Genomic DNA, 23,143 nt, shown 5'->3' on the forward strand with positions numbered 1-23,143 from the left:
GCTATAGGCAGTTGTCGGCGAGCGCCCACCATACAAATCTACTAATCAGGTTAACCTAAAAGGGCAATAATGCCAAATACAATAATAATTAATCCTGAAGTTCTATTAATCCAGATTAAAGAGCGATCGTCAAATTTTTTCCTGAGTATACTAACTCCAATGGTAAGTAACAACCACCAAAGAGCAGAGCCTAAAAATACTCCCAATACTAATATTCCTGAATCCAGATAATTACTGCCAGCACTAGCAACTCCTAAACCAGCGAATATGGCAGCAAAAGATAAAATTGTCAAGGGATTAGTCACAGTTAAAAAAAATGTTGAGGCATAAGTACCAATAAGTCCTTTACCTGTGACTTCGGCTGCGGACTGTGCGGGTTTTTCCAGAAAAGTTGTAATACCTAAATAGCATAAAAAAATGCCGCCGATAATTCGCAACCATACTTGCTGACTGACTAAAAAGCCGGAAATAAATGTTAATCCAAATCCAGCAATCGAACCGTATAAGCCGTCAGCCGTAGCTGCTCCCAAACCGGAGATTAAGCCAACTGCGCGGCCTTGAGCTAAAGTGCGGCGAATACAAAGCACTCCAATGGGGCCGACAGGTGCAGCAATTGAGAAGCCAATGATTAAACCTCTAGAAAAAAAACTGATGTCCATTGGAGCAATCCAAAATAAGTTCTATTACGTATTACAAGCAGATTCACCAAATTTAATATTGTAACTCTATGGCAATTCGCATTTTGACTCTATCCCGTTACCTAGTAGGCAGCTTGTCGATAATTTTACTCACGGCTGCACTTGCTGGTCGTGCGTCTCAGACTAGAATACCAGACCCGGCTGCTGATACCTCGATTTCGATGGCAAAGGGCAAACAAACTGCCGTTTTTGCTGGAGGATGCTTCTGGGGAGTAGAAGCTGTTTTTGAGCATCTCAAAGGGGTTTCTGCTGTCGTTTCTGGTTATTCTGGTGGGACTGAAGCAATGGCAAATTACGAATTAGTTAGTTCTGGAGAAAGCGAACACGCTGAAGCAGTGGAAATTACCTACGATCCCTCGCAAATATCTTACGGACAGCTTCTAAAAATCTACTTTGCTATCGCTCACGATCCCACAGAGTTAAATCGCCAAGGGCCTGATGAGGGTACTCAATATCGTTCTGCGATCTTTTTTACAAATGATGAACAGAAGCAAGTCGCTTCTGCTTATATTCAGCAACTCAATCAGGCGCAAGTTTTCAGTAACCCGATTGTTACTCAGTTAGTTCCCTTAACTGCTTTTTATGCGGCTGAGGATTACCATCAAGATTTTGTGGCTCGTAATCCGAATTATCCCTATGTGGTTGCCCATGATTTGCCGAAGTTGTCTCAGTTGCGAGAACAGTTTCCCGATTTATACAAGAAGTAAGTTGAGCTAATTATTGAAAAGCCTTTTGTTTCCATGTCGGGAAGCAAGAGGTTAAATATTTTTAAAGATTAGTTTATTTTAATCAATAATTATGTATTGTTCGTAATTAGCAATTACTTACACGCTATGAATCCTGAACCAGAAATTCGCCGTCTCTTAGATATCATGCCCGCCTCTGGTCGCATGATGGCTAAAATAGTCAGCAAACCACAGCAACCAACAGTGATTGACAGCCCTTTTCCGCTACCTTGGAAACAGGAACGTTTGATTTATATCAATTTTGACCTATGGCGGCGGTTGTCGAAGCCGCAGCGGGATTTGTTGATATTGCGTACTCAGGGCTGGTTGTGCGCTGTCAAGTGGTTTAAACCAGAACTTTATCAAGGCGTTGCGCTGGCAGGGATTTTAGGTGCGATCGCTCAAGGAGTTCAGGGGGATGCAGTGGGAGTTGTGGTTGCTGGTGGTCTAGCGGGGCTAGGCCTGACTCGTATTTGGCAATCGAGTCGCAGTCCTCAATTAGAATTAGAAGCCGATGAAACTGCTATTCGGGTTGCGGGGCGGCGAGGCTATAGCGAAACGGATGCTGCTCGGCATTTACTCTCTGCCATTGAAGCCGTCGCCCAGATTGAGGGGCGTGGGAGTTTAAATTTCACTGAGTTGATTCGTTCTCAAAATCTGAGGGCGATCGCAGGTCTGTCCTCAGTGGGAGTGCCAGAGACACTTAGGCAAGACTAAGGCTAAAGTAGTAGGAACACTTACTTGAGATTACTTAGATTGTCAAACTCTCTCCGACAGAAATTACCGATTACTTACGTAGCTCTGCCTTGTGGGCGGTTCTTTTACCGCTTAACCTTGACGGTGTGACAAAGGCAGTCTCGACAATAATTTTGGGTGTAAATAAGGTGTTATGGGCAAGATCGAATCCGGTTGCAAAGTCATTATTACAGGAAATCTAACAAACCTAAATAAATTGTAAAGAAGTGGTAAGGGTTATGTCCTCCTGTACTTGTCGCCATCCAGGGGCAACGACTAGGGGATTGCTCCCTAGAGCCATTTTACTTTAATCCTGCTATAGCGATTCGCAGGTAGATGAGGTATATATATTAAAGCTCAAAAGCCTTGATATACATAGAATCTAACGTACCTCATCTTTCTGAGAAAGGCTATATCAGGGAATTACTGGTAAGTAAGTAATGGGCAATTCAAAATGAAAATTAAATATTAAATATCAGGTATACTCATATTTAATATTAACTTTTCAGGGTTTGATATGAGTTGCAATCGCTCAATGCAGTCTATCAGGAAAAAACTCCATGACATTGCGACACAAAATATTATTAATCTTTGGTGCGACCCTAGTCAGTCTAAATTTGGTTCTCTATGCAGCTTCGTCCACTATCTTGCTCAATCGATTCAATAAACTAGAAAAAGAGCGCGTCCGTCAGAATGTCGAACGGGTGATAGAGGCCCTAGCTAATGAGCAAAATCAATTAAATAGCACCGCTCAAGATTGGGCACCTTGGGATGAAACGTACTCATTTATTAAGGATGTCAACAAGCGCTACATCAAAGCAAATCTTGACGATCAGACCTTTGGGAATCTCAGGCTCAATATGATGCTGTTTCTCAACAACGATGGTCAGATTGTTTTTAGTAAAGGTTTTGATTTGCAAAACTATCAAGCCAAACCCATTCCTCAGAGTATACTTAACTATATCCGTGCTTATCCAGGCCTGCTCGCTCACCAGAATTTCAAAAGCTGCCATACAGGAATTGTCATGCTCTCAGAGGGATTGGGCAACCACAACGAAACGGCAGAGACAGATACTAAGGAATTGCCTATACTGATTGCTTCTTGCCCAATTTTGACTAATCAATATGAAGGCCCAATCAGAGGTACGTTAATTGTCGGGCGCTATCTAGATCGTACTAAAATCAAGCGCATAGCTCAGCAGACTGAATTTTCAATCAGTACCTATCAACCAGAAAACGGGATACCGAAAGATGAGCAAGCGGGTTCTATCTTGAAGATCGATGAATTAAGATTACCCCGGCTTAATTCCGTAAAAACTTATGCAGAATGCTCTGCTTTCAATGCTAACTGTCCAATTACTGTGCAGTCTTTAAGTGCTGATGCGATCGCAGGCTATGCAAAACTTAAAGATATCTACGGAAAAGAATCATTGCTATTGCGAGTAGAGCTTCACAGAGATATTTATAAACAAGGTCAAGCCAGCCTGCGTTATTTTACGTGGTCGCTTCTGATCGGCGGTGCAATTTTTGGTCTGGTTGGTCTAACTGTACTGGAAAAGTTAATCCTATCGCGGTTGGCTTCTTTGAGTGCAGGCGTGAAGTCCATCGGTTCTTCTGGGAATCTCTCGCAACATTTAAAAATACCTGGTTCCGATGAATTATCAAGTTTAGCTACGACGATCAATAAGATGTTGACTCAGCTAGATTTCTCTCAAACGGCGTTACGGGAAAGTGAAGCTAAGTTTCGCGCTGTGTCGGAAGCAACTCCAATTCCAGTAGTGATTACTCGTGCTAGCGACGGTGTACCGCTGTATCTTAATGAATATACTGCCCTGACTTTTGGGTTGGATCGTGAAGAACTCTTACACCATAAAACCTCAGAATTTTACTATGATTTGGCTGAACGGGAAGCTTTGCTAGAAGCTTTTATGTGCCAAGGATACCTGCGAAATTACGAGGTTCGCGCTAAGAAGGCAGATGGGACACCATTTTGGGTTTCTGCTTCCCTGGAGGCCTTGATGTTTGATGGGGAAGCAGCAATTCTGAGCGCTTTTTGCGATATTAGCGATCGCAAACAAATTGAACAAGCTTTATTTCAAGAAAAAGAACTCGCGCAAGTAACATTACAATCGATTGGGGATGGCGCGATCGCTACCAATGCACAGGGTGAGGTTCAGTCTCTCAACCCCGTTGCCGAAATCCTCACTGGTTGGCAAACTGAAGAAGCCAAAGGTCAGCCCCTAAGTGAGGTATTCCAACTGGTAAATGAAACCACTCGCGAGGTAGTAGAAAATCCCGTTACAGCAGTATTCCGAGAAAACCGGATCGTTGCCACCGCGACAAATATGGTTTTGATTGCTAAAGATGGTCGGGAATTTGCGATCGATCATTCCGCCGCACCAATTTATGCGAGTTCCGGTCAAATTATGGGAGCGATTTTAGTCTTTCGGAATGTCACGCAAGCGCGGAATTTGTCACACCAATTAACATGGCAAGCTACTCACGATCGTCTCACTAGATTAATTAACCGCCACGAATTTGAAAGGCTGCTAGAAGAAGCCGTTACTAGCAGTAAAATTTTAAATCAACAGCACGTTTTATGTTATTTGGATTTAGATAGATTCAAAATAGTTAACGATACTTGCGGTCACGCAGCCGGTGACGAATTACTGCGCCAAGTAACAGCTTTATTGAAAAGTAAAGTTCGAGAGACAGATATCCTAGCGCGTTTAGGCGGAGATGAATTTGGTCTGTTGCTTTCTAAATGTTCAATAAATCATGCTCTCCAAATAGCTGATTGTTTGCGAGAGCAAATCCAAAATTTTCGATTTGTGTGGGAGGGGAAAACATTTAGTATTAGCGTTAGTATCGGTTTAGTTGCGATTGGCAGTAACGATCGAGAGATGGCCTGCCATGTTGGATCTGCCAATGTATTAAGTGCAGCCGATGCCGCCTGCTATGCAGCCAAATCGAAAGGTTGCAACCGCTTGCACCTATATAAAGCTGATGATAGTGACATGGCTAGACAATTTGGCGAAACTCAATGGGTAGGGCGAATTAATCAAGCTTTAGAAGAAAATCGCTTTTGCCTTTACTGCCAAACTATTGCGCCTCTGACCTCAGATTGGAGCGAAGGAGTACACTATGAAATTTTACTGCGGATGTTGAATGAAGCCGGAGAAATAGTAGCTCCGGGTAGCTTTATGCCTGCTGCTGAACGCTACAATTTAATGCCAGCAATTGACCGTTGGGTAATCCGTAAGTTATTTTCTAGTTTAGCTAATTCTGGCTTAAAGATGGGTCATCATAAATTTAATGGTAAGGCACAAATTCCCTTGCAAAAATCTCTTTATGCTATCAATCTGTCTGGTGCAAGTATTAATGATGATACTTTCATTGAGTTTCTGCAAGATCAATTTACTTTTTACCAAGTTCCACCCCAAATCGTCTGTTTTGAAATTACTGAAACCGTCGCAATTGCTAATCTTAGTAAAGCTGTAGAATTTATTCAGGAGCTCAAGAAGTTAGGCTGTTCTTTTGCTTTAGATGATTTCGGCAGTGGTATGTGTTCCTTTGCCTATCTGAAAAATTTGCCAGTTGATTACTTGAAAATTGATGGATATTTTGTCAAAGATATCGCTAACGATCCTATTGCCTCAGCAATGGTAGAAGCAATCAATCGCATCGGACATATTATGGGTATTAAAACAATTGCCGAGTTTGTTAGCAGCGAGGCAATCTTAGAAAGAATCAAAGAAATTGGAGTTGATTACGCACAGGGATATTTCATTACAAAACCGCAACCTCTGACAGAAATTCTATCATATCTGATTGCATCAGAATTTTTGTTAACTGTTAACTGTTAATGGTTAACTGTTAACTGTTAATGGTTAACTGTTAACTGTTAATTGTTAACTGTTAACAAAGAGTTGGTTACGCTTCGCTGTACTAACCTACATTATGATATTAAGTTAATCTTAGGTGAAGTTACTTCGGTAAACACTTCAACTTTTCACAGGCGGTTAAGACAGTGATATAACTGGTAATTGTAACCGTCAACTGGTGGGAAAGAGCGAGAGTCAAGGGAACAGTTTTTACTTTCTAAATTAACTGGTGTATGGAAATTCACCAGCCACAAATCTAAAGGTGTGTCCAGTCGATCCAGGGTTTTCCGCAAAGTAATCGCAGGCATTTCTGGTACTTCCCGTTGTTGGTGTGCCAACAGAAAAAACGGAGGGGGAGATGAAGGAATTTTGACATTACTTCCTTGTACTGATAACGCTAAACCCTGGTGGTTCCCTAAGTCAACATGGTTTTGAGCTTTGAAGTGAGAAGAGTAACTAATCTTCCCCATCCTTCTCCCCATTTCCCCAATCTCCCCAAATTCCCATTCCCAAGCTATACCCATCATTTCTCCTGTTTGTACGTGAGTATTATGGGTAGTAGCAATTAGTACGGGAACCTTAGATATTTCTCGAATAATAGAAACTAAAAGATCGGGCTTGTAGTATTTCTGATAGCCCAAATTTGAAACTACGGTTACACCGCTTAATAATCCCATTATTAATATTAAAATTACAGCTTTTTTCCCAGAAATTTTAATATCGGAGAGCTTAAAAAATTGACTTTTAACTATAGATGTGTTAAAAATAAAAGCTAGACTTGCCCCTACCAATACGATCGCGGCGGGAAAGTAAACAAAGTTGTATCTCGCACCGCGAGTAAGGTCAATGTTGAGAAAGTATGTAAAGCCAAAAAATAGCGCGATCGCACTCAAAACAAACCCGATTAAAACAACTATAGACAAACGATTTTCTGGCAGAGAATAGCAGATTTTGATGCCCTTATAAAATAGGGGAAGCGCCCAGATAAAAAATATCACCATCGCGATCGCAGAGACAATCACGACAGAGAGGGAAGACGATTCTACTGGCAGCAAAGATACGATCGTAATCCAACCCGCCAGTGCTTGAAAAATCGGACTAATCCAAGCAAAACCCGTGCGATCGCTACTTTGAATCCATTGAGTCAATTCGTCACCATACCTACTGGAATAAAATATCGGCAACCAAACTAAACCACTGGCAATCGTACCGATAACAGGTAGTAGAAATGAAGCCGAAAAACTAGATAAATAAATTGCCTTAATTAGGCTATTTTCTGGTTTTAATTTAATGCTGTTCTGATAAGGCAAACCCAACCGTCCCAGTCCGCGTTCCCTACTAGGGAAGGGGGAAGTCCTGCTCTCCTCTCCTTCTAAGAAAGGGATTGGGGGAGAGGCTAACTGAACCTTGTCACCTTTTAAACTCATCCATAATATAACTGTAAAAACTATAGCCTCAGCGCAGAGAGTAAGACTAAAAAAGTAATGAACTGCAATTCCCAAACCATTAATGGCTACCCAAAGTAATCCCAGCCAAACAGGTAAAGAAATCCGTTTTTCCACACATCGAGTCGCCATTAACAGACAACTTAAAGAAGCAATAACTAATAAAATAGCTAGGGTGTAATGACGTGCTTCCTGAGCAAGATAAATAGCGTAAGGAGAAATCGCCATCATCGCCGCTGCCATTTGTCCAACTAAGCGGGAACGAAAAGCAAGACATCCTAAACTGTAGATAGCGGGAACCGAAACCACACCCAAAAAAGCAGCAAGCGATCGCGCACCCCATAGGGAAGCATACCCCTGCACTGGTGCAAACATCTGCATCCACCAGTGAGCCAGAGCAAAATAAACAGGCGGGTGATTGCTTTCAGTCAATAAACGCGCGATCGCATCGCCAACAGTCGCACCCGGATGCGGTTTTAGCGGTGCCAACAGCACCTCTAAAGGAATCCCTCTATCCAAAGGTACTCCTTGAAAACTATTGCCTAAACTGAAAACCAGCGTCGAAAATTCATCCGTCCAAAGTGGCTTAGAATCCAAATTAGCAAAACGTAGCATCGCCGCGATCGCAGTCCAGGCAAAAAGTAGCACCCAGTGTAAAGCATCAAGTTTAAAATCAAATTTTTGCCGCAAGTCGAAGCCCCTTTAAACTCAGAAAAAACCTACAATTAACTTCCTACCTCACCTTCCATCCCCATCATTTCTGCACATCTGTTACCCGCCAGCTCAGCTTCATATTAATCCAAAAATTCCATAACGTCACAGCCACGATCGCAATCAGCTTAGCCAAATATTCATTAACAGCAAAAACATTAAACAGCAAATTTACCAACAGCACATTCAAAATCAACCCCATCAAACAAATCAGATTGAACTTCAAAAACCGTTTAAACTGCTGACGCTTTCCCGGCTGTCGCTTAGAAATATCCCCAAAAGTCCACAGATCGTTCCACAAGAAATTATTGATAATTGCCACTTCCGAAGACAACATTGCACTCCGAGTTAGCGCCAAACCGAGCACAGTTCGCAGCAAATAAAACACCCCCATATCCACAAAAACACCGCTAAAACCCACAACCCCAAACCGGAAAAACCGACCCAATGGCCAACGGTCAAGACGCAATCTCAGCAAGTGTTGCAGGTACTCAACGTACTGCTTCCATGTCACTTTGCTCTCCCCTTCTTGGCGCTCCTGAAACACATAGCCAACTTCACCAATCCAGCGAATATTTCCCCTTCCCAATACCTCAATCAAAATTTTATAACCAGTAGGATTCATCTTCTTACCAGCAATGGAATCACGGCGCACCATAAAATAGCCACTCATTGGGTCTGAAACTCTGCCTACAACCCCCGGCAAGATCACCAACCCGATGGTTTGAGCTCCGCGAGATAAAACCCGTCTGACTACACTCCAGTCGCTGACACCACCCTCTGCAACGTGGCGACTAGCTACCGCCAAATCAGCGCCGCGCTCAATTTCCCCTAAAAGTTCTAACAGCGTTTCCGGCGGATGTTGAAGATCCGCATCAATTACCCCCAAAATCTCACCCCGCGCCACTTGCCAACCGCGAATCACCGCTGTAGAAAGGCCTCGCTCTTCTTGGCGACGCATTACTCGCAACTGCGGATATTCAGCCATAATTCCCTGGGCAACTTCCCAAGTGCGATCGGGGCTGTTATCATCCACTAAAATTAGCTCATATTCCCCAGGAATTTTACTGTCGAGTAACTGGCTCAATTGCGCGACAATGGCTTTGACATTCTTGCTCTCGTTGTAAGTCGGAATCACCAGAGAAAAATAAATGGGTGCATTGCCGGCTTGAGCATCCGTAGAAGATACAGGCTCAAATGTCTGTCCTGGAACCTCAAATGCACCTAACGGCACTGGCAAAAGGCTGTTTGGTTGGCTGAAACTCATAGTTATAATATCTGAAATTGGCAGATCGCACTTTTAGACTTTAATCTTTAGATCGCCGATAGTCCATAGTTGAAATAATTAAAAATTAAAAATTAAAAATTAAAGGAATGTAAGATTCAGCGAAGCAATAGCGTTACTCAAGCCTACTCGATGCTTTCGATCTCGGTAACGCGCGATCGCTCTACATATCCTACAATGAAGTATATATAAATATTTAGCTAATTGTCGCGCTAAGATAAAAAAGCCATTAGCTCTAGGAAACACCTTTTATCGCTGAGCCTGGAAGGAATAATTGTGGATCTAATTCTTCGTCGCGCCTTAGATGGTTGCGATTTATCAACCGCCGAGGCATTAGTGCTATTGCAGCAGAAAGAACCAGATCGGATTGCTGCTATTCAAGTTGCGGCCGATCGACTTCGTTCTTTGCAAGCAGGGGATAGTGTCACCTACGTAGTCAACCGCAATATTAATTTTACCAATATTTGCGAACAGCACTGCAATTTTTGTGCCTTTCGCCGCGATGAAGAAGATCCGGGCGCTTTTTGGTTAGATTGGGAGCAAATTCTAGCAAAAGCAACTGATGCAGTCCATCTCGGCGCGACCGAAATTTGTATGCAGGGGGGATTAAATCTAAAAGCTAAGATTAATGGAGCTTCTTTACCTTATTATCTGCGCTTGGTTGAGACTATTAAGGATAAATTTCCTCAACTACATTTACACGCTTTCTCGCCCCAGGAAATACAATTTATTGCTAGAGAAGATAGCCTAAGTTTCAACTATGTTATTGCTGCTTTGCGGGATGCCGGCGTGGGTTCAATGCCAGGAACAGCGGCGGAAGTCCTCGACGATTCGGTACGGAAAATTATCTGTCCTGAGAAACTTAACTCAGCGACTTGGTTAGAAATTGTAGAAACTGCTCATAAATTAGGATTGCCAACAACTAGCACGATGTTGTGCGGACATATTGAAACAGCATCACAGCAGATTTTACATTTGGAAAAATTACTCAAGCTCCAGCAAACTGCTTGTGAGAAAGGCTATCCAGCTCGGATTACTGAGTTTATTCTATTGCCTTTTGTTGGACAGCACGCACCGCCTTCTCTGCGAAAACGAGTAGGGCGAGATCAGCCAGTTTTGGCAGATATTTTGTTACTTACAGCCGTCTCTAGAATTTTTCTAGGCAATTGGATTGTTAATCATCAACCAAGTTGGGTAAAATTAGGAATTGCTGGAGCTACGGAAGCTTTGAAATGGGGCTGTAATGACATCGGCGGTACTTTGATGGAGGAACACATTACGACAATGGCGGGTGCGATTGGTGGTAGTTGTCAGTCAGTGGAAGATTTGCAAAGAGCGATTAGTTCTTTGGGGCGAAATTATCGGCAAAGGGATACAATTTATCGCCCTTTAGGCATTGATGATTTTGCTTTTCCTCAAGTTAAAGTGTACTTTTAAGTAGGTGAATTTAATTAAATAGGACTTACGCTGATGGCCCCAGAAACTGGGTTTTTGAGAGCATCTGTGGGTGAAAACGAAGTATTTTCGTCAAAAAACCCGGTTTCTTTGGTTGGGTGCGTAAGTCCTGAATTGTTAATTGTTAATAATCCCTCCCCATCTTCCCCCTCTCCCCCATCCTCCCCATCTCCCCTGCTCCCCTCTCTTCCCCTAGCCCCTATATATTACTGCTCTTGCAATCACCAGCAATATGTATGTAAATAGTTTGACCTATCTCTTTTCTACAGATAGTTAAAATTTTTTCTTGATTAATTCGGCAACAAGTGATATAATCTTAGAATAACATTCAAAAGTTAAGAGCAAAACAAATGAATGAAAAAGAATATACCACAGCTTATCAAGAACTGACAGCGATGCTCAGAGACTTTAATTTAGGCTGGGTTGCCGAACAGGTTGCTGATACAGTACGGACAGGTAAAACTATAGAAGAGCGAACTTCTAAAAGAAAAACTCCTCTGCTAAAGATAGAAGATTATACCCCAGAGGAACAATTACGGCTGTTGACAAAAGCTGTCGAACAAGCAGTTATCGATACGGCCGAAATGGAGGATGAAATTGCATATTTCCTGAAAATTGAAGCCGAAAAATCTCAATTTACTCCCAAAATTACCTTTGCTGATTCGGATGAAGTTGGTAAAGAGATTGAGTTTACTTCAGAATTGATTTCCCCTCGGAATAAACAAGCTGTTGCCTTGAAGAAAATATTTAATCAACTGCTATCGAGAACAACAGATAGCCGAGAAATATCTCCTCTAATTCAGCAAATTGGCTTCAAGTTAAACGGGGCGATCGACCGTAATTTTAATGCTTATGTTGAGCAATCCAATATTTTTAATATTTATCTGTTCACCATCTTATTGAAGGCGATTGCCAATGAAGAAGGAGAGATTTATTATAAAGATGTATTCGATGGGAATCCTAACTCTTTAGTATTTAGAAAAAATCCGGGTAAAATTCATGGAACTGTACATCCCTATACTCATGCTGCGATCGAGTTTCCTAATAAACCTCCTCTAGAAGTTCACATCGGCGTAAAAGTTCAGGGAAGAGCAGGCGTACTCCACGAATGCAACCTATTAGTATTGTACCAAAAAGAGGGCGATCTCTGTAGATTGCTCAACCGCGAACCGCGACATTCTCAGGTAATTATCGCCATTAAATCCCAGTATTATACATCACCGCTAAAACTCGATATTGCTGGTTCTTTTATCGGATTAGCGTCAGATATCCGTTATGAAGGCGGTAGCTATTTTATCTCCAATAGTTCCTCTGATTCTGTCGCCAAGTTATTGACAACGGCGCGGAAAAAGTGGGAACTTAATATCGTTCCAGGGGGGACAAATGATGTGAATCGGCTGATGTATTCGTTGCAGACAATTTTTAAGGATTTTAAGGCGAGACATTAATGCGAGTGGAATTGTGTTTCTGGGAAGGATACTAATAAATTATGGACTGCTAGGATTGTAGTAATTGTGTTTCACAGCCTATGTGCTACTGTATAATTTTCATAACCCGAAAGAGGTAAAAACGATGTCAACAGTTTATCATTTAAAAGCCAGCGAACTAAATCATAATTTTGTAGAACAAATCAAAGCGACTTTTGGAGATAAAGAGATTGAAATAATTGTCTTTGAGTTTGATGAAACTGAATATCTTTTAAAATCCGAAGTCAATAAGAATCGACTTTTGAAAGCCGTTGAAAATGTTAAAGCTCGGCAAAATTTAGTTGAAATTAACTTAGAGGACTTGCAATGAGCAAAAGAATTGTTTTTGAATCATCTGGTTTTGCAGAATTGGCTCAGAAAATAACTGTACCCAAACATTCCTTGATAATATCAATAATTACTTTAAAATCAGCGAAATCATTAACTTGTCTTTTTTGTTCACATATCCATTTGCAAAATCTCATTTTTTGGAATTCTTGAATCTGGTTCTCTTCTCCATAATCCCCAAATTTTGTTTTTTGTGAATAGAAGTCTGGAGTAAATAAACGATCTGGAAACAAATTTTCAATTCCTTTTTTTATCTTTCGATTGTCTTGCTGAGGGATTTTTCTAATCTTCAATTTTTCATGGTCTTCATTAGGTTTTTTAGTATCACAATCATAGAGAAGCAATACTTTTCTGGTTATGAAGTGAGGCTTAGAAAGTAGAACTTCCTTGGTATTGTTTAAGCCACTATCACCAGTATTTATACTTTGTCCTTTACCGATAGAAGCACCTACCCATTCAATATCAACTTGTTCCAAAATTTCTTTTTCTCCCAGGAGTTCTAATGCGGTTTTAATATAAATTGGGTCAGTTTCTCCCTCTGTTAAAACTAGAGGTTTATCACCCTTTTCAACAGTAGCTTTTACTTTATCTTTAATTGCATTAATCTGTCTGTAATAGTTAGAAAGCATTGATTGACCATTTTCAGCCATTAGATAACTACAATAATCTTCCCAGGTTTGAACTGACCAACGATATAGCGTTTCTCGAAGATAGTCATAAGTAGAATTATTATCTCCATAACGATCTCTTAAAAAATGCTCAGGGAAACAAACTTCTGTATGAGCCGATATATTATGGTCTGCCATTAATCTTAACAAACCAATTCCTTCATATTCCCACATCCTAAGATGTTGAATTACATAAGATAAGTGAGCAGGGTTCGATGAATCTGCGACGATAATAATACAAAATCCTAAATATAAAGGGTTGTGATGGTCTCCCTCAAAATAACCTTGTTCAAAAGCGTTAATAATACCTTGTGCTTGATTCTCTTCTAAAACATTATCAATCCACCACTCAGGAATTTTAATTTTATCATATTCAAATCCGTAACCACACATTATCCAAAAACTACCAACAATATTTTGAGGATACTCTTCAAGTAATGCTTTTGCTCTTTGACAAGTAGTTATGCCAATCCTAGGTAAATGTACGGTCATGTTCCAATCCTTCGCAAATACAAAAAGCAAATGTTATAAAATAACTAATTGATCAGTTGAGCCTCAAAATATGTTTTCATCAAAGGAAGTGATATCTCTTCATTCCGATTACCCTATTCTCTGGATTGATAGCGAAAAAATTGTCAATTAGCGATAGACTATCATAGAGACTATCATAAGATAGGACTTAGGCAGAAACATGAATAGGGACAAATATTTAAACCAGAAACCCGGTTTCTCTCATGGTTCGACGTAAATCCTAATCAAGCTATTCCTTTGCTGAACTCATCTATTACACACATCGCCCGTTGCCACGAATGCTAAAAAAAGATAAAACTTCCTTAATGCTCACCGTTGGAGCCGCCGTTTTACTAATTGCTGGTGGTATCGGAGCCTATTTATTAATCGTTTCACGGGGCCGCACCAAAGATCTGCCATTAGGTGCTAGCGTTATTCCGCAGGATGCGATGATGACCATTTCCCTCTCTACTGATAGCAAAGAGTGGGATAAACTGCGGGAGTATGGCACTCCAGAGTCGAAAGCTGCTCTCGATCGCATCTTAGGAGACTTGCGCGATCGCCTCCTGACTGCTAATGGCTACGGCTACCAGCAAGACATCCAGCCTTGGGTAGGCAAAGAAGTCACGATCGCCTTCCTACCAAATCATAGCGTCCCACCAGTCTCCTCAGTGGCCCCCGCGCAACAGTCAGTCGCCGTCGTCATGCCGATCGCCAACCCCCTTAAAGCAAAAGAACTGCTAGCCCAGCCGAAGCCCGTCAATCAAGGTAAAATGGTTGAGCGCAATTACAAAGGCATTAAAGTTGCCGAAATCCAAGGAGTACCCGATCGCAACTTATCAGTCGCCGTCCTTGGCTCAGAATATCTCGTCGTTACCACAGATGCCAAGGCGACAGATCGGGCGATCGACACCTACAAAGGCGAAGCCTCTCTAGCCACAACCCCCGGTTTTGCAGAGTCTTTAGAACAAATTAAAACTAATCAACCCTTCGCTCAAGTATATTTTAACGTCCCAGTCAGCGCCGCCTACGCTTCCCTCAACTCCGCACGGCCAATTTCACAGCAAAATCTAGAGAAACTGGAAACTCAAGGGTTTGCCACAGCAGTTACCCTGGAATCAGAGGGAATGGCCTTTAAATCGATTTCTTGGCTGAAACCTAACTCCCAGAAAAAACTGGCAGTAGAAAATAATGCCGAAAAAATGCTCACCCGTCTCCCCAATAATACGCTAATCGCTATATCGGGCGGCAATTTGCAACGTTTGTGGCAGGATTACGCCCAGGGTGCGGATAGCAACCCGATCGCGCCCCTCCCTCCCGAATCAGTGCGATCGGGGCTTAAATCCAGCACTGGTATGGATTGGGATAAGGATTTTATCAACTGGATGAAGGGAGAATTTTCCCTGTCCCTGATTCCTGCGCCTGCGGCTTCAAATACTCCAGGGAAGTTGTGGGCGGGGTTTGTGTTTATGGTAGAAGCTAGCGATCGCAAAGCCGCAGATAAATCCCTCAAACAATTAGATGAGGTGATGAAAACTAAGAAATTCAAGGTTGAGGAAACTCAGGCTGGGGGTCAACCCGCTGTTAAGTGGACAGCACCTTTTGGGGGAGTAAGCGTGACTCGCGGCTGGATGAAAAATAACGTGGCGTTTATGACAGTGGGAGCTCCAGTGGCAAATGCGATCTTACCTCCGCCTAGCAACCCCCTGCTAGGAAGCGAAATTTTCGAGAATACGATGCGATCAGAACTTACACCCAATAATGGCAACTTTTTTATTGATGTCGAACGGGCTTTCAACCCCAAAAACCTTGCCATCCCTGAACTTCCACCTAATCAGAAAATGTGGGTAGATGCCATTCGTTCTATTGGGGTAACAACTGCTGTGGTGAGCGATCGTACCATTCGCTACGATGCTTTTGTGCAACTGAAAAAAGTCGATCGAGCTAGTACCCCGCCGGGCCCCTCTCCCACTGTTAAGAGCTCTCCGAAGTAGGAATAAGTGACAGAAGAGTGGTGACACAATATATCCGCTCTTCTGAGTTACAAGTATGTCCTAAGTTAATATTTCCATTACGGATCTCAAGGATTTACTTGGACTTTTAGCATCTCCCAAGTTTTTTTATGGTAGTTGATCGCGCAGGTCAAGCCAAGTATTTAGTTTTTCATCTAAAACATATTTATCGCTATCAGCGATTGCTGCGATAACTTTCAATCTATTTTTAAGTTGTCTTAACTCGCGAGTTTCTGCAATGGGTAGAGTTTTCCAATTAGCCGCCTTTTTTTCCACATCTTCGGGCGACTCTTTGATGTTATCCCAAAACCATTGTAAAATTAAGTTAACATCGAGAACAGGATGATCGGAAATTACTCCAAGTTTTGCGATCGCGCCAGCCCGTAGCATCATTGAGGAAATGGTAAAAGACTCGCCACTTCCTGTTTTTTTGCGCTCGGCTTCATTAGCTAGGCGATCGTAAATTGTAGTTGCTATTTCTGCCCATTTGCGATCGGGTAAACCTGAATCATTTTGACATTTTCGAGCCTTAGCAGAGGAAACATCGGCTAATAGCAGCCAGTTCAAATCTTGTGGTTTGGCGGTTTGATCTGAAAATATCTTTTTTACCCAAATCAGTACAGATTCGGCATCTTGTTCGAGGATGCTATCAATTGATATTGTCGTAGGAGATTGAGTCATAATTTATTTACTCCACTGACTCATCCCCTTCTACTTCATCTTCTTGTTGATCTTCTACTTCTTCTGGTTCCTCTGAGTAATTGAACATGAAGATAAATTTACTCTTAGGCAGAATCAGTGTTGGCAAATAGAGAGGTTGATTATCCCACCTATCTTGTTTTTCACCTTTTTCATACATAACAACGAGTACAGGGACATCAGTGTATTTTTGTCTGGGCTTACTTACCCACTCACTGTATGCAAAACCAGAACCCGGCCAAGGTCGATCTTGGTTACTCAAGTCCAACCCACCACCACCCCTTTTACCTCGACGAACGTTGAGAATACCCTTATGGATACCTGCTACTTTCATGGCTTGAAGCGCCTGTTTGACTCGCTCATCTTCCCAGTCATAACCAGAACAGAAACGGCTTGGCATTTCTGAAATAATCTTGATTAAATCGTCGATATCTACTTCATGGTATTCCTCATCTCCCTTAAATGTGGACAGAAGATTATCAAGTGCTTCTGTGTGTTTTTTAACTTCAGAAGCTTTCCACAGTGGATCGCGGGGGTAAATAGCAGATCCTGGAATAAATGCACCAATGGCTGCTGGATTAAGGACATTTGCACGGGTGGGTCTAAGTTTTCTACCCACCCACACTGGCGTAAGCTTTATTTTGCCAGTATCTTCATCAATTACTTGACGCATACCTTCATCTGACTCATGGATAGCACGGAAATCTTCTAAAATGTGTTTGGGTAAAAAGAGGCGAGTAACATCTAACAATTCCTGGCGATAACCAAACATTCGTGCGTGCTGATGAACTGTGTCCATCATCTTTTGCTTGGGATCACGCCCGTAATAAGTAATCATCAATCCTTCAATAGTTACACCACGCCCTAAGCGGTTTCCTCCAATTAGAATGTTTATACCTGGGTTGTATTTCGGTTCCTTCTCTGGATTATTAGCATCAATAACTTTTGGTATAGCACTTCGTAACTCAGACTCTAGCTCCACAACAAGGTCATTGAGAGGTGGTAAGTTAGAGGCTGTTTTGCTTAACTCCGCATGAGCTTGACTTAGCCACTTGAGCGCATCCTCTCGCTTTGTGACAGATGATTGATTCCGCAGAGCCTTGTCAAGCTCTACAACAAAGCTGCGAATAACCTTTCCCAACGTGCTGTGAGTAATCCGCTTGTGGTCAAGATGAGCTAGAAAAGAATACTTAGCATCTATATCTTTTGCTGATTTCATTTTATATATTGAACCCACAAAAAAACAGCACAACGCTAATTTCAGTCCTGGCGGCATATCCCAATTGTTACCAGGGTTTATACTTCCTCCCTGTTTTTTTAACTTATCCAATTCTTCGGGTTCTATTACACAGCAGTGTTGGCTATTTTCTTCAAAAAAAATGTCTCCTCCTATATAAGTATCACCTGGTTTAGAGAGTACACAGAAGGCTGGTTTACAGGGGTTGTCAACAGTTTGCAGCAACAAGCTTTGAGGAGTAGCTGTAATTTGTAAATATATGTGATTAGCAACTTCTTTCCTAATCTTGCCAATAATTTCAAAAATTTTACTATCAGGAAGCGTATTTTTTCCCTTCTTAGCTTGCTTGGCTTCGTTGGTATTTAGACTAGCATTGTCAGCCTCATCATCAAAGATCAGAGTGGGTACGCTACTGGCTTTAGCAGACTTGAGAACCTTAAGCAAGTTCTCAAGGTGACGCACATTTTTTGTAGATACTAAGACAACACCAGTATCATTAATATAGTCTTGCAGTTGATTAGCAAATTCTATGGTATCATTTTTCCATTGTTCCCAATTAAAGACAACTGGGCCACCTTTGATCTGATTGGCAAAACGCTCTGCTGTTTGTTTACCTAGCCATGTATTATCAGATGTTAATACAATGAAGCAACGGAATTTATTAGCTTCAGCAAGTGCCAGCGTAGCAATGGTAGTATTCGTTTTACCGCTTTGGACTTTGCCATAGATTAGTCCAGTCGTACCATAAGGTATTTCGCCTTTATGATGATTGCTAACAATACCTGTTCCTGTAGCACCAACATCACCAGATCCAAGTGTTGTGGAGTAAACATCAACGCAATTTTGAACAATTTCAACGGCAGATTGCTTTAATTGTTCTGCGGCTGTGTCTCCAAGTTTGCTCTTAATCCTGTCAAGAAACTTGTTAATACAATGTTCATCAGTTTTAATAGGGATCTTACTCATGGCGGTTTTCTTTATTTTACAAAACTACGCGAGGCCAATCATTCTGAGGTACAGTCTGCTTCATCTGCTTCCTGCCTGGGCCACTTACATGATAACTTCCGTTAGTTGACCTAGACACGGATATGTGTTGACTAATATCTGCATTTTTATCAACTATACTCCACAATTGCTCTTCAGCTATACAGCAGATACCGTCTTTGTGACAGACTAGCGCTATAAATGCCGAAAAGTCAGGATACTTGTCATACAGAGTAGCTAGAGCAGATTTTTCCTGAGCACTCAAGGTGAAAGACCATGCAGAAGTAGCTTTCTTAGAAACCTTGAAGAGAATAGCTGACTTACTGCGATCGCTTTCAACTAAGTATATTGACTGATGTATTGCAGAGACATGGGTGATGGTAATCCTGTATCTATAGTTAATGAGTCTTAAGAACGCTGCACCGTGTAGAAATTCCTGATCGTTAATCATTTATTAAATATAATAATCTCATTACTCAACTTTCAACAACCAGATTTTTAAGTGTATAAGTAGCCACAAAAAATCCCAGATTTCCCCATTAAGCATAGAATTTATGACCCTAGCGAGTCGCCTAGAAATTCCCCTCAGTAAAGCGCAATACCTCTTCAACCGGGCCAGTAAACCGGGAGAAGGAGGCGACAAACAAAATTTTGGGCGTTCAGAATTGGGTTTCGATTCCCCAGAAGCCATACAAGATGCTATTTTAGCAGTCGTATCGGTGGAGATGCTGCAACCCCAAGATACTAACGAATATGGCGATCGCTACCGCGCTTACATCCGCATCACCGGCCCCAATGGCATATCCCGACGAATTCGCACCATTTGGATTATCCTATTTAATGAAGATATCGCTCGATTTGTCACAGCAGTTCCCGATAGATTAGGAGGTTTATAAAGATGCGTTTTCAAATGTTTGATTCAGTAAAACTTACAGAAGAAATACCCCTCACCGATGGGGGAACAGCCGCAATAGGAACAGTAGGAGCAATTGTGGAAGTCTTTAAAAATGGCGAAGCCTACATGGTAGAATTATTTGGGGATTGGGTGAAATATGACGCACAGGAAAATTTCGTACCAGCGACCCCAGAAGAACCGCAATCTTTTGTAGAAACGATAGGTGTTGAAACCATTTATCCCCACCAATTACAACTCTATAAACCTGCCAGCGAGACAGTAGGATTGCAGACGCATTTGCAGAGCATTTTAGATGAACTACCTGATGTGAAATTAGCCGAATTCCGAGATTTTGCTGAGTTTTTGCGCGACAAAGAGCAACAAATCAATACGCGGAAAATCGAGCAAAATTATTGAATAGCTTATGATAATTCCATTAGGTGTTTTTCTAACCGTTCCCCTATCCATACCTTAATCAAAGATTCACTATTGACTCCTATTGTTCAAACTTCTTTTTCCTAACTCACAGAGTGTTTGAGGTTCAGCAACTTTTGCAAGAGGTCTATTATAACCTTAGCAGATTGCAAACCTTATCAGCAATTTGCTCCAGTGTATCTGCTGACAATTTACCGATCTCACGGTAGATCATCGATTTACGAAGTGTGATTAAGTGATCTAACCTGAGAGTAGATAGCTTCTTTAAGCCTGTAATGCCAAAGTCAGGATGATTAGCATCAAGCACAATGTCTGTTTCCATCAAATCCGGTGGAGTTTTACTGGTAATAAAAGCTAGAACAATGTGATTATTCGCTCCCACTGGATTAGTTAAACAAAGTGCTGGACGTAGCTTAATAGCTGACAAATCATCAAATGGGAAACGCACCAGAACAATTTTACCCTTCATCATCAACTGGCTTCCCGTCAGCTAAGGTGTAGATGTCTTCTTCGGGGTCATAGAGAAAAGCAAAAACTGGGTTGCTTGCTGCGGCTTTTAGCCATTCACTTTCGTCTATTTCCTCTGAATCATCCCATTCTAGTTCATCTTCTAGTTTGTCTTCTAATTCTTTCAATTCTTCTTGAATAGGAATATTACTCATGGCTGTTTTATTAATTGTACAAAACCACCCCAAGCAAATTACTCGCTTGGTACTGCCGATCCATCTACACTTTCAGGGAAGATGTAAATCACCATTTTATCATCTTTCCTAAAACTGCGCGATCGCAAAATTTATCTGCCCATTCTAAAGAATAGCTGAACCTTCGCCCCCTCATTACCTGCCTTTCCGACTCGGACTAATAAGTGGGCTAAGCGATCGCAACTAGGCTGAGTATGTTGTTAGGATAATTCTCTAAAAAGCCCACAATCTCAGAAAATCTCTTAGTGCCACAACAAAAAGCCACATTCCCCAGTAGGATCGATATGCTTAGGTATAGATACACTAAAACTTCATAGGAGAACTCTTTGATGGATCTGGTTGCACTCCAGAACTCGCTGGATAATATCTCATTTGCCCTTCTCTTCGCCACCATGCTGATTTACTGGGGAGGCGCAGCATTTCCTGGTATCCCCTATCTGTCAGCTTTAGGTACTGCGGGAATGGCGATCGCCAATCTTGCGATCGCAGCTTTGCTTGGGGCTCGCTGGCTAGAAGCCGGTTACTTCCCCTTAAGCAACCTTTACGAATCCCTATTTTTCTTAGTTTGGGGCATTACAGCCATCCACATCCTGGCTGAAAATATGAGCGGATCTCGCTTAGTCGGAGTAGCGACATCCCCCGTAGCAATGGCAATTTCAGCCTTTGCCACCCTGACTTTGCCCGAAACCATGCAATCAGCGGAACCCCTAGTTCCCGCCCTCAAGTCAAACTGGCTGATGATGCACGTTAGCGTCATGATGCTAAGTTATGCAACTTTAATGGTAGGCGCACTCTTAGCGATCGCCTTCCTGATCGTCACTCGCGGCCAAAACATCATACTCACCGGTAGTTCTTTTGGAACCAACAGCAACCGCAACGGTGACAACCGCCTCCAACGCCCTGAAAACCTCGTAATTCAACCAGAAGATAATCTACTTACTTCCCCTGCAACCACTGCAATCTCTAACAACAATGGTCACAGCAAAACCGCTGTCTTAGAATTAGTTGCCACCCAAACATCCCCCGTTTCAAAAACTGAACTCCTCTCTCCCCAGCGCTTGAATTTAGCAGAAACTCTCGATAACATCAGCTATCGTATCATTGGTTTAGGATTTCCCCTACTTACCATTGGCATCATCGCCGGCGCAGTTTGGGCTAACGAAGCTTGGGGTTCCTACTGGAGTTGGGACCCGAAAGAAACTTGGGCACTAATCACTTGGTTAGTATTTGCCGCCTATTTGCACGCCCGCATCACTCGCGGATGGCAAGGACGAAAACCTGCAATTTTAGCAGCAACAGGATTTTTCGTAGTTTGGGTCTGCTATTTAGGAGTTAATCTATTAGGAAAGGGCCTCCATTCTTACGGCTGGTTTTTCTAATCAGACTTCCGTACCTTTGGCAATACCAATTCTGAAAAGTTTCAACCGCCCAGAAACGGTTTCAACTGCCCCAGCCGATAGATTCACGAAGCAACGCGGGCACACAAACAAAGTCTGCCTACGCGGACTAAAGACAAAGGGAGGTCTTTGAAACCCGCGCACGCGGGTTTAGTTTGTGTAAACACGGCTTCAACCGCCTAGTTGACTTGAAAAACTACCAAGGACAATCGACATGAACAATACAGATAATTTGCTCAAGAGTGACGATGTTTTATCTGCCAGTGCCAGCGCTTTAATGTTTCAATGCACGTTCAAAGTTAGCGAATTTATGACAATCTTACAGTCAAAAATATCCGACGAAGAGTTATTTATTGACGGCATAGAGTGCGAACTTTTAAGTCCTGGGCAAAACTGGAAAAAAGGAAAAGTTAGGTTGCGTTTAGAATTTACACCCGATACTTTAGAAGTAGAAGATAACTCTTATAATGTAGGAGATGAAGAAGAGACTGTTCCCGGAGCAAATAACGGTTATCCAACTACAGATAATGGTCAGGGAAATGCAGAGCAAACTTACAACGAGCTTCCTATATCCATGTATCCCGACGGTAATCCTGAAAGTGTGGGAATGTGGAGCTAAATATTGTTAGTTGTTGGTTGTTAGTTGTTAGTTGTTAGTTGTTAATTGTTAGTTGTTAGTTGTTGGACTTACCAAGCTGGCCCAGAAACCGGGTTTTTTACGAAAATACTTCGTTCCAACGCACAGATTCCATAAAAACCCGGTTTCTCTGCTCATAGCGCATAAACCCTGAATAAGCAATTACCAACTACCAATTACCAATTACCAATTACCAATTACCAATTACCAATTACC

At 41.9% G+C, this 23,143-nt stretch carries 20 protein-coding genes; 11 read left to right on the forward strand and 9 right to left on the reverse strand.

Annotation, left to right across the window (positions count from 1 at the left end; genetic code table 11):
• Nucleotides 1–50: 50 nt before the first annotated feature.
• Entirely contained in the window at nt 51–659 is a 609-nt protein-coding gene (locus PN499_RS15160; RefSeq protein WP_272032824.1) for a LysE family translocator, read from the reverse strand.
• Nucleotides 660–727: 68 nt separating this feature from the next.
• Between PN499_RS15160 and msrA the strand changes: the two genes are divergently transcribed.
• The 3 genes from msrA (at nt 728) to PN499_RS15175 (ending at nt 6,024) form a co-directional block, all read left to right on the forward strand.
• Entirely contained in the window at nt 728–1,405 is a 678-nt protein-coding gene (gene msrA, locus PN499_RS15165; RefSeq protein ID WP_272032825.1) for a peptide-methionine (S)-S-oxide reductase MsrA, read from the forward strand.
• A 126-nt stretch (nt 1,406–1,531) separates the two neighbouring features.
• Nucleotides 1,532–2,140, forward strand: coding sequence for a DUF3318 domain-containing protein (locus PN499_RS15170; protein WP_272032826.1), 609 nt, complete (start codon nt 1,532–1,534; stop codon nt 2,138–2,140).
• Nucleotides 2,141–2,718: 578 nt separating this feature from the next.
• A complete protein-coding gene (locus tag PN499_RS15175; RefSeq protein WP_272032827.1) occupies nt 2,719–6,024 on the forward strand; it encodes an EAL domain-containing protein in 3,306 nt (1,101 codons plus the stop codon).
• A 146-nt stretch (nt 6,025–6,170) separates the two neighbouring features.
• On the opposite strand, the gene PN499_RS15180 is transcribed toward PN499_RS15175, so the two are convergent.
• A complete protein-coding gene (locus PN499_RS15180; protein ID WP_272032829.1) occupies nt 6,171–8,177 on the reverse strand; it encodes a glycosyltransferase family 39 protein in 2,007 nt (668 codons plus the stop codon).
• A gap of 64 nt (nt 8,178–8,241) precedes the next feature.
• Complete coding sequence (locus tag PN499_RS15185; protein WP_272032830.1) at nt 8,242–9,465, reverse strand: glycosyltransferase; 1,224 nt, start codon at nt 9,463–9,465, stop codon at nt 8,242–8,244.
• A gap of 294 nt (nt 9,466–9,759) precedes the next feature.
• On the opposite strand from PN499_RS15185, the gene cofH reads away from it, so the two are divergent.
• The 3 genes from cofH to PN499_RS15200 all read left to right on the forward strand — a co-directional run bounded on the left by cofH (nt 9,760) and on the right by PN499_RS15200 (nt 12,735).
• Complete coding sequence (gene cofH / locus PN499_RS15190) at nt 9,760–10,920, forward strand: 7,8-didemethyl-8-hydroxy-5-deazariboflavin synthase subunit CofH (protein ID WP_272032831.1); 1,161 nt, start codon at nt 9,760–9,762, stop codon at nt 10,918–10,920.
• A 368-nt stretch (nt 10,921–11,288) separates the two neighbouring features.
• Nucleotides 11,289–12,386, forward strand: coding sequence for a hypothetical protein (locus PN499_RS15195; RefSeq protein ID WP_272032832.1), 1,098 nt, complete (start codon nt 11,289–11,291; stop codon nt 12,384–12,386).
• Between the two features lie 124 nt (nt 12,387–12,510).
• A complete protein-coding gene (locus tag PN499_RS15200) occupies nt 12,511–12,735 on the forward strand; it encodes a hypothetical protein (RefSeq protein ID WP_272032833.1) in 225 nt (74 codons plus the stop codon).
• A 43-nt stretch (nt 12,736–12,778) separates the two neighbouring features.
• Here the strand turns inward: PN499_RS15200 and PN499_RS15205 are convergent, their stop codons facing one another.
• On the reverse strand, nt 12,779–13,912 hold the full coding sequence (locus PN499_RS15205; RefSeq protein WP_272032834.1) for a hypothetical protein: 1,134 nt from the start codon (nt 13,910–13,912) through the stop codon (nt 12,779–12,781).
• Nucleotides 13,913–14,229: 317 nt separating this feature from the next.
• Between PN499_RS15205 and PN499_RS15210 the strand changes: the two genes are divergently transcribed.
• Nucleotides 14,230–15,924, forward strand: a complete 1,695-nt coding sequence (locus tag PN499_RS15210; RefSeq protein WP_272032835.1) for a DUF3352 domain-containing protein — start codon at nt 14,230–14,232, stop codon at nt 15,922–15,924.
• A 126-nt stretch (nt 15,925–16,050) separates the two neighbouring features.
• Here the strand turns inward: PN499_RS15210 and PN499_RS15215 are convergent, their stop codons facing one another.
• The 3 genes from PN499_RS15215 to PN499_RS15225 are packed head-to-tail and all read right to left on the reverse strand — an operon-like array spanning nt 16,051 to nt 19,313.
• Complete coding sequence (locus PN499_RS15215; protein WP_272032836.1) at nt 16,051–16,623, reverse strand: hypothetical protein; 573 nt, start codon at nt 16,621–16,623, stop codon at nt 16,051–16,053.
• 7 nt (nt 16,624–16,630) lie between these two features.
• Complete coding sequence (locus PN499_RS15220) at nt 16,631–18,844, reverse strand: Z1 domain-containing protein (RefSeq protein ID WP_272032837.1); 2,214 nt, start codon at nt 18,842–18,844, stop codon at nt 16,631–16,633.
• A gap of 16 nt (nt 18,845–18,860) precedes the next feature.
• Nucleotides 18,861–19,313, reverse strand: a complete 453-nt coding sequence (locus tag PN499_RS15225) for a hypothetical protein (RefSeq protein WP_272032838.1) — start codon at nt 19,311–19,313, stop codon at nt 18,861–18,863.
• A gap of 103 nt (nt 19,314–19,416) precedes the next feature.
• Between PN499_RS15225 and PN499_RS15230 the strand changes: the two genes are divergently transcribed.
• Together PN499_RS15230 and PN499_RS15235 are read left to right on the forward strand one after the other, a co-directional pair.
• Nucleotides 19,417–19,758 (forward strand): DUF6883 domain-containing protein, encoded by a 342-nt coding sequence (locus PN499_RS15230; protein WP_272032839.1) that lies wholly within the window; start codon nt 19,417–19,419, stop codon nt 19,756–19,758.
• Nucleotides 19,759–19,760: 2 nt separating this feature from the next.
• On the forward strand, nt 19,761–20,174 hold the full coding sequence (locus tag PN499_RS15235; RefSeq protein ID WP_272032840.1) for a DUF4926 domain-containing protein: 414 nt from the start codon (nt 19,761–19,763) through the stop codon (nt 20,172–20,174).
• Between the two features lie 148 nt (nt 20,175–20,322).
• On the opposite strand, the gene PN499_RS15240 is transcribed toward PN499_RS15235, so the two are convergent.
• Both PN499_RS15240 and PN499_RS15245 read right to left on the reverse strand, forming a co-directional pair.
• Nucleotides 20,323–20,664, reverse strand: coding sequence for a type II toxin-antitoxin system PemK/MazF family toxin (locus PN499_RS15240; protein WP_272032841.1), 342 nt, complete (start codon nt 20,662–20,664; stop codon nt 20,323–20,325).
• Nucleotides 20,651–20,854 (reverse strand): hypothetical protein, encoded by a 204-nt coding sequence (locus PN499_RS15245; protein WP_272032842.1) that lies wholly within the window; start codon nt 20,852–20,854, stop codon nt 20,651–20,653. Before PN499_RS15245 ends, PN499_RS15240 begins: the two co-directional genes overlap by 14 nt.
• Before the next feature lie 368 nt (nt 20,855–21,222).
• Between PN499_RS15245 and ccsB the strand changes: the two genes are divergently transcribed.
• Nucleotides 21,223–22,272, forward strand: coding sequence for a c-type cytochrome biogenesis protein CcsB (gene ccsB, locus PN499_RS15250; protein WP_272032843.1), 1,050 nt, complete (start codon nt 21,223–21,225; stop codon nt 22,270–22,272).
• Nucleotides 22,273–22,504: 232 nt separating this feature from the next.
• Nucleotides 22,505–22,909, forward strand: a complete 405-nt coding sequence (locus tag PN499_RS15255; RefSeq protein WP_272032844.1) for a KGK domain-containing protein — start codon at nt 22,505–22,507, stop codon at nt 22,907–22,909.
• Nucleotides 22,910–23,143 lie beyond the last annotated feature (234 nt).

It is taken from the genome of Kamptonema animale CS-326 (genome assembly GCF_028330895.1).
GTDB classification, from domain to species: domain Bacteria; phylum Cyanobacteriota; class Cyanobacteriia; order Cyanobacteriales; family Microcoleaceae; genus Kamptonema; species Kamptonema formosum.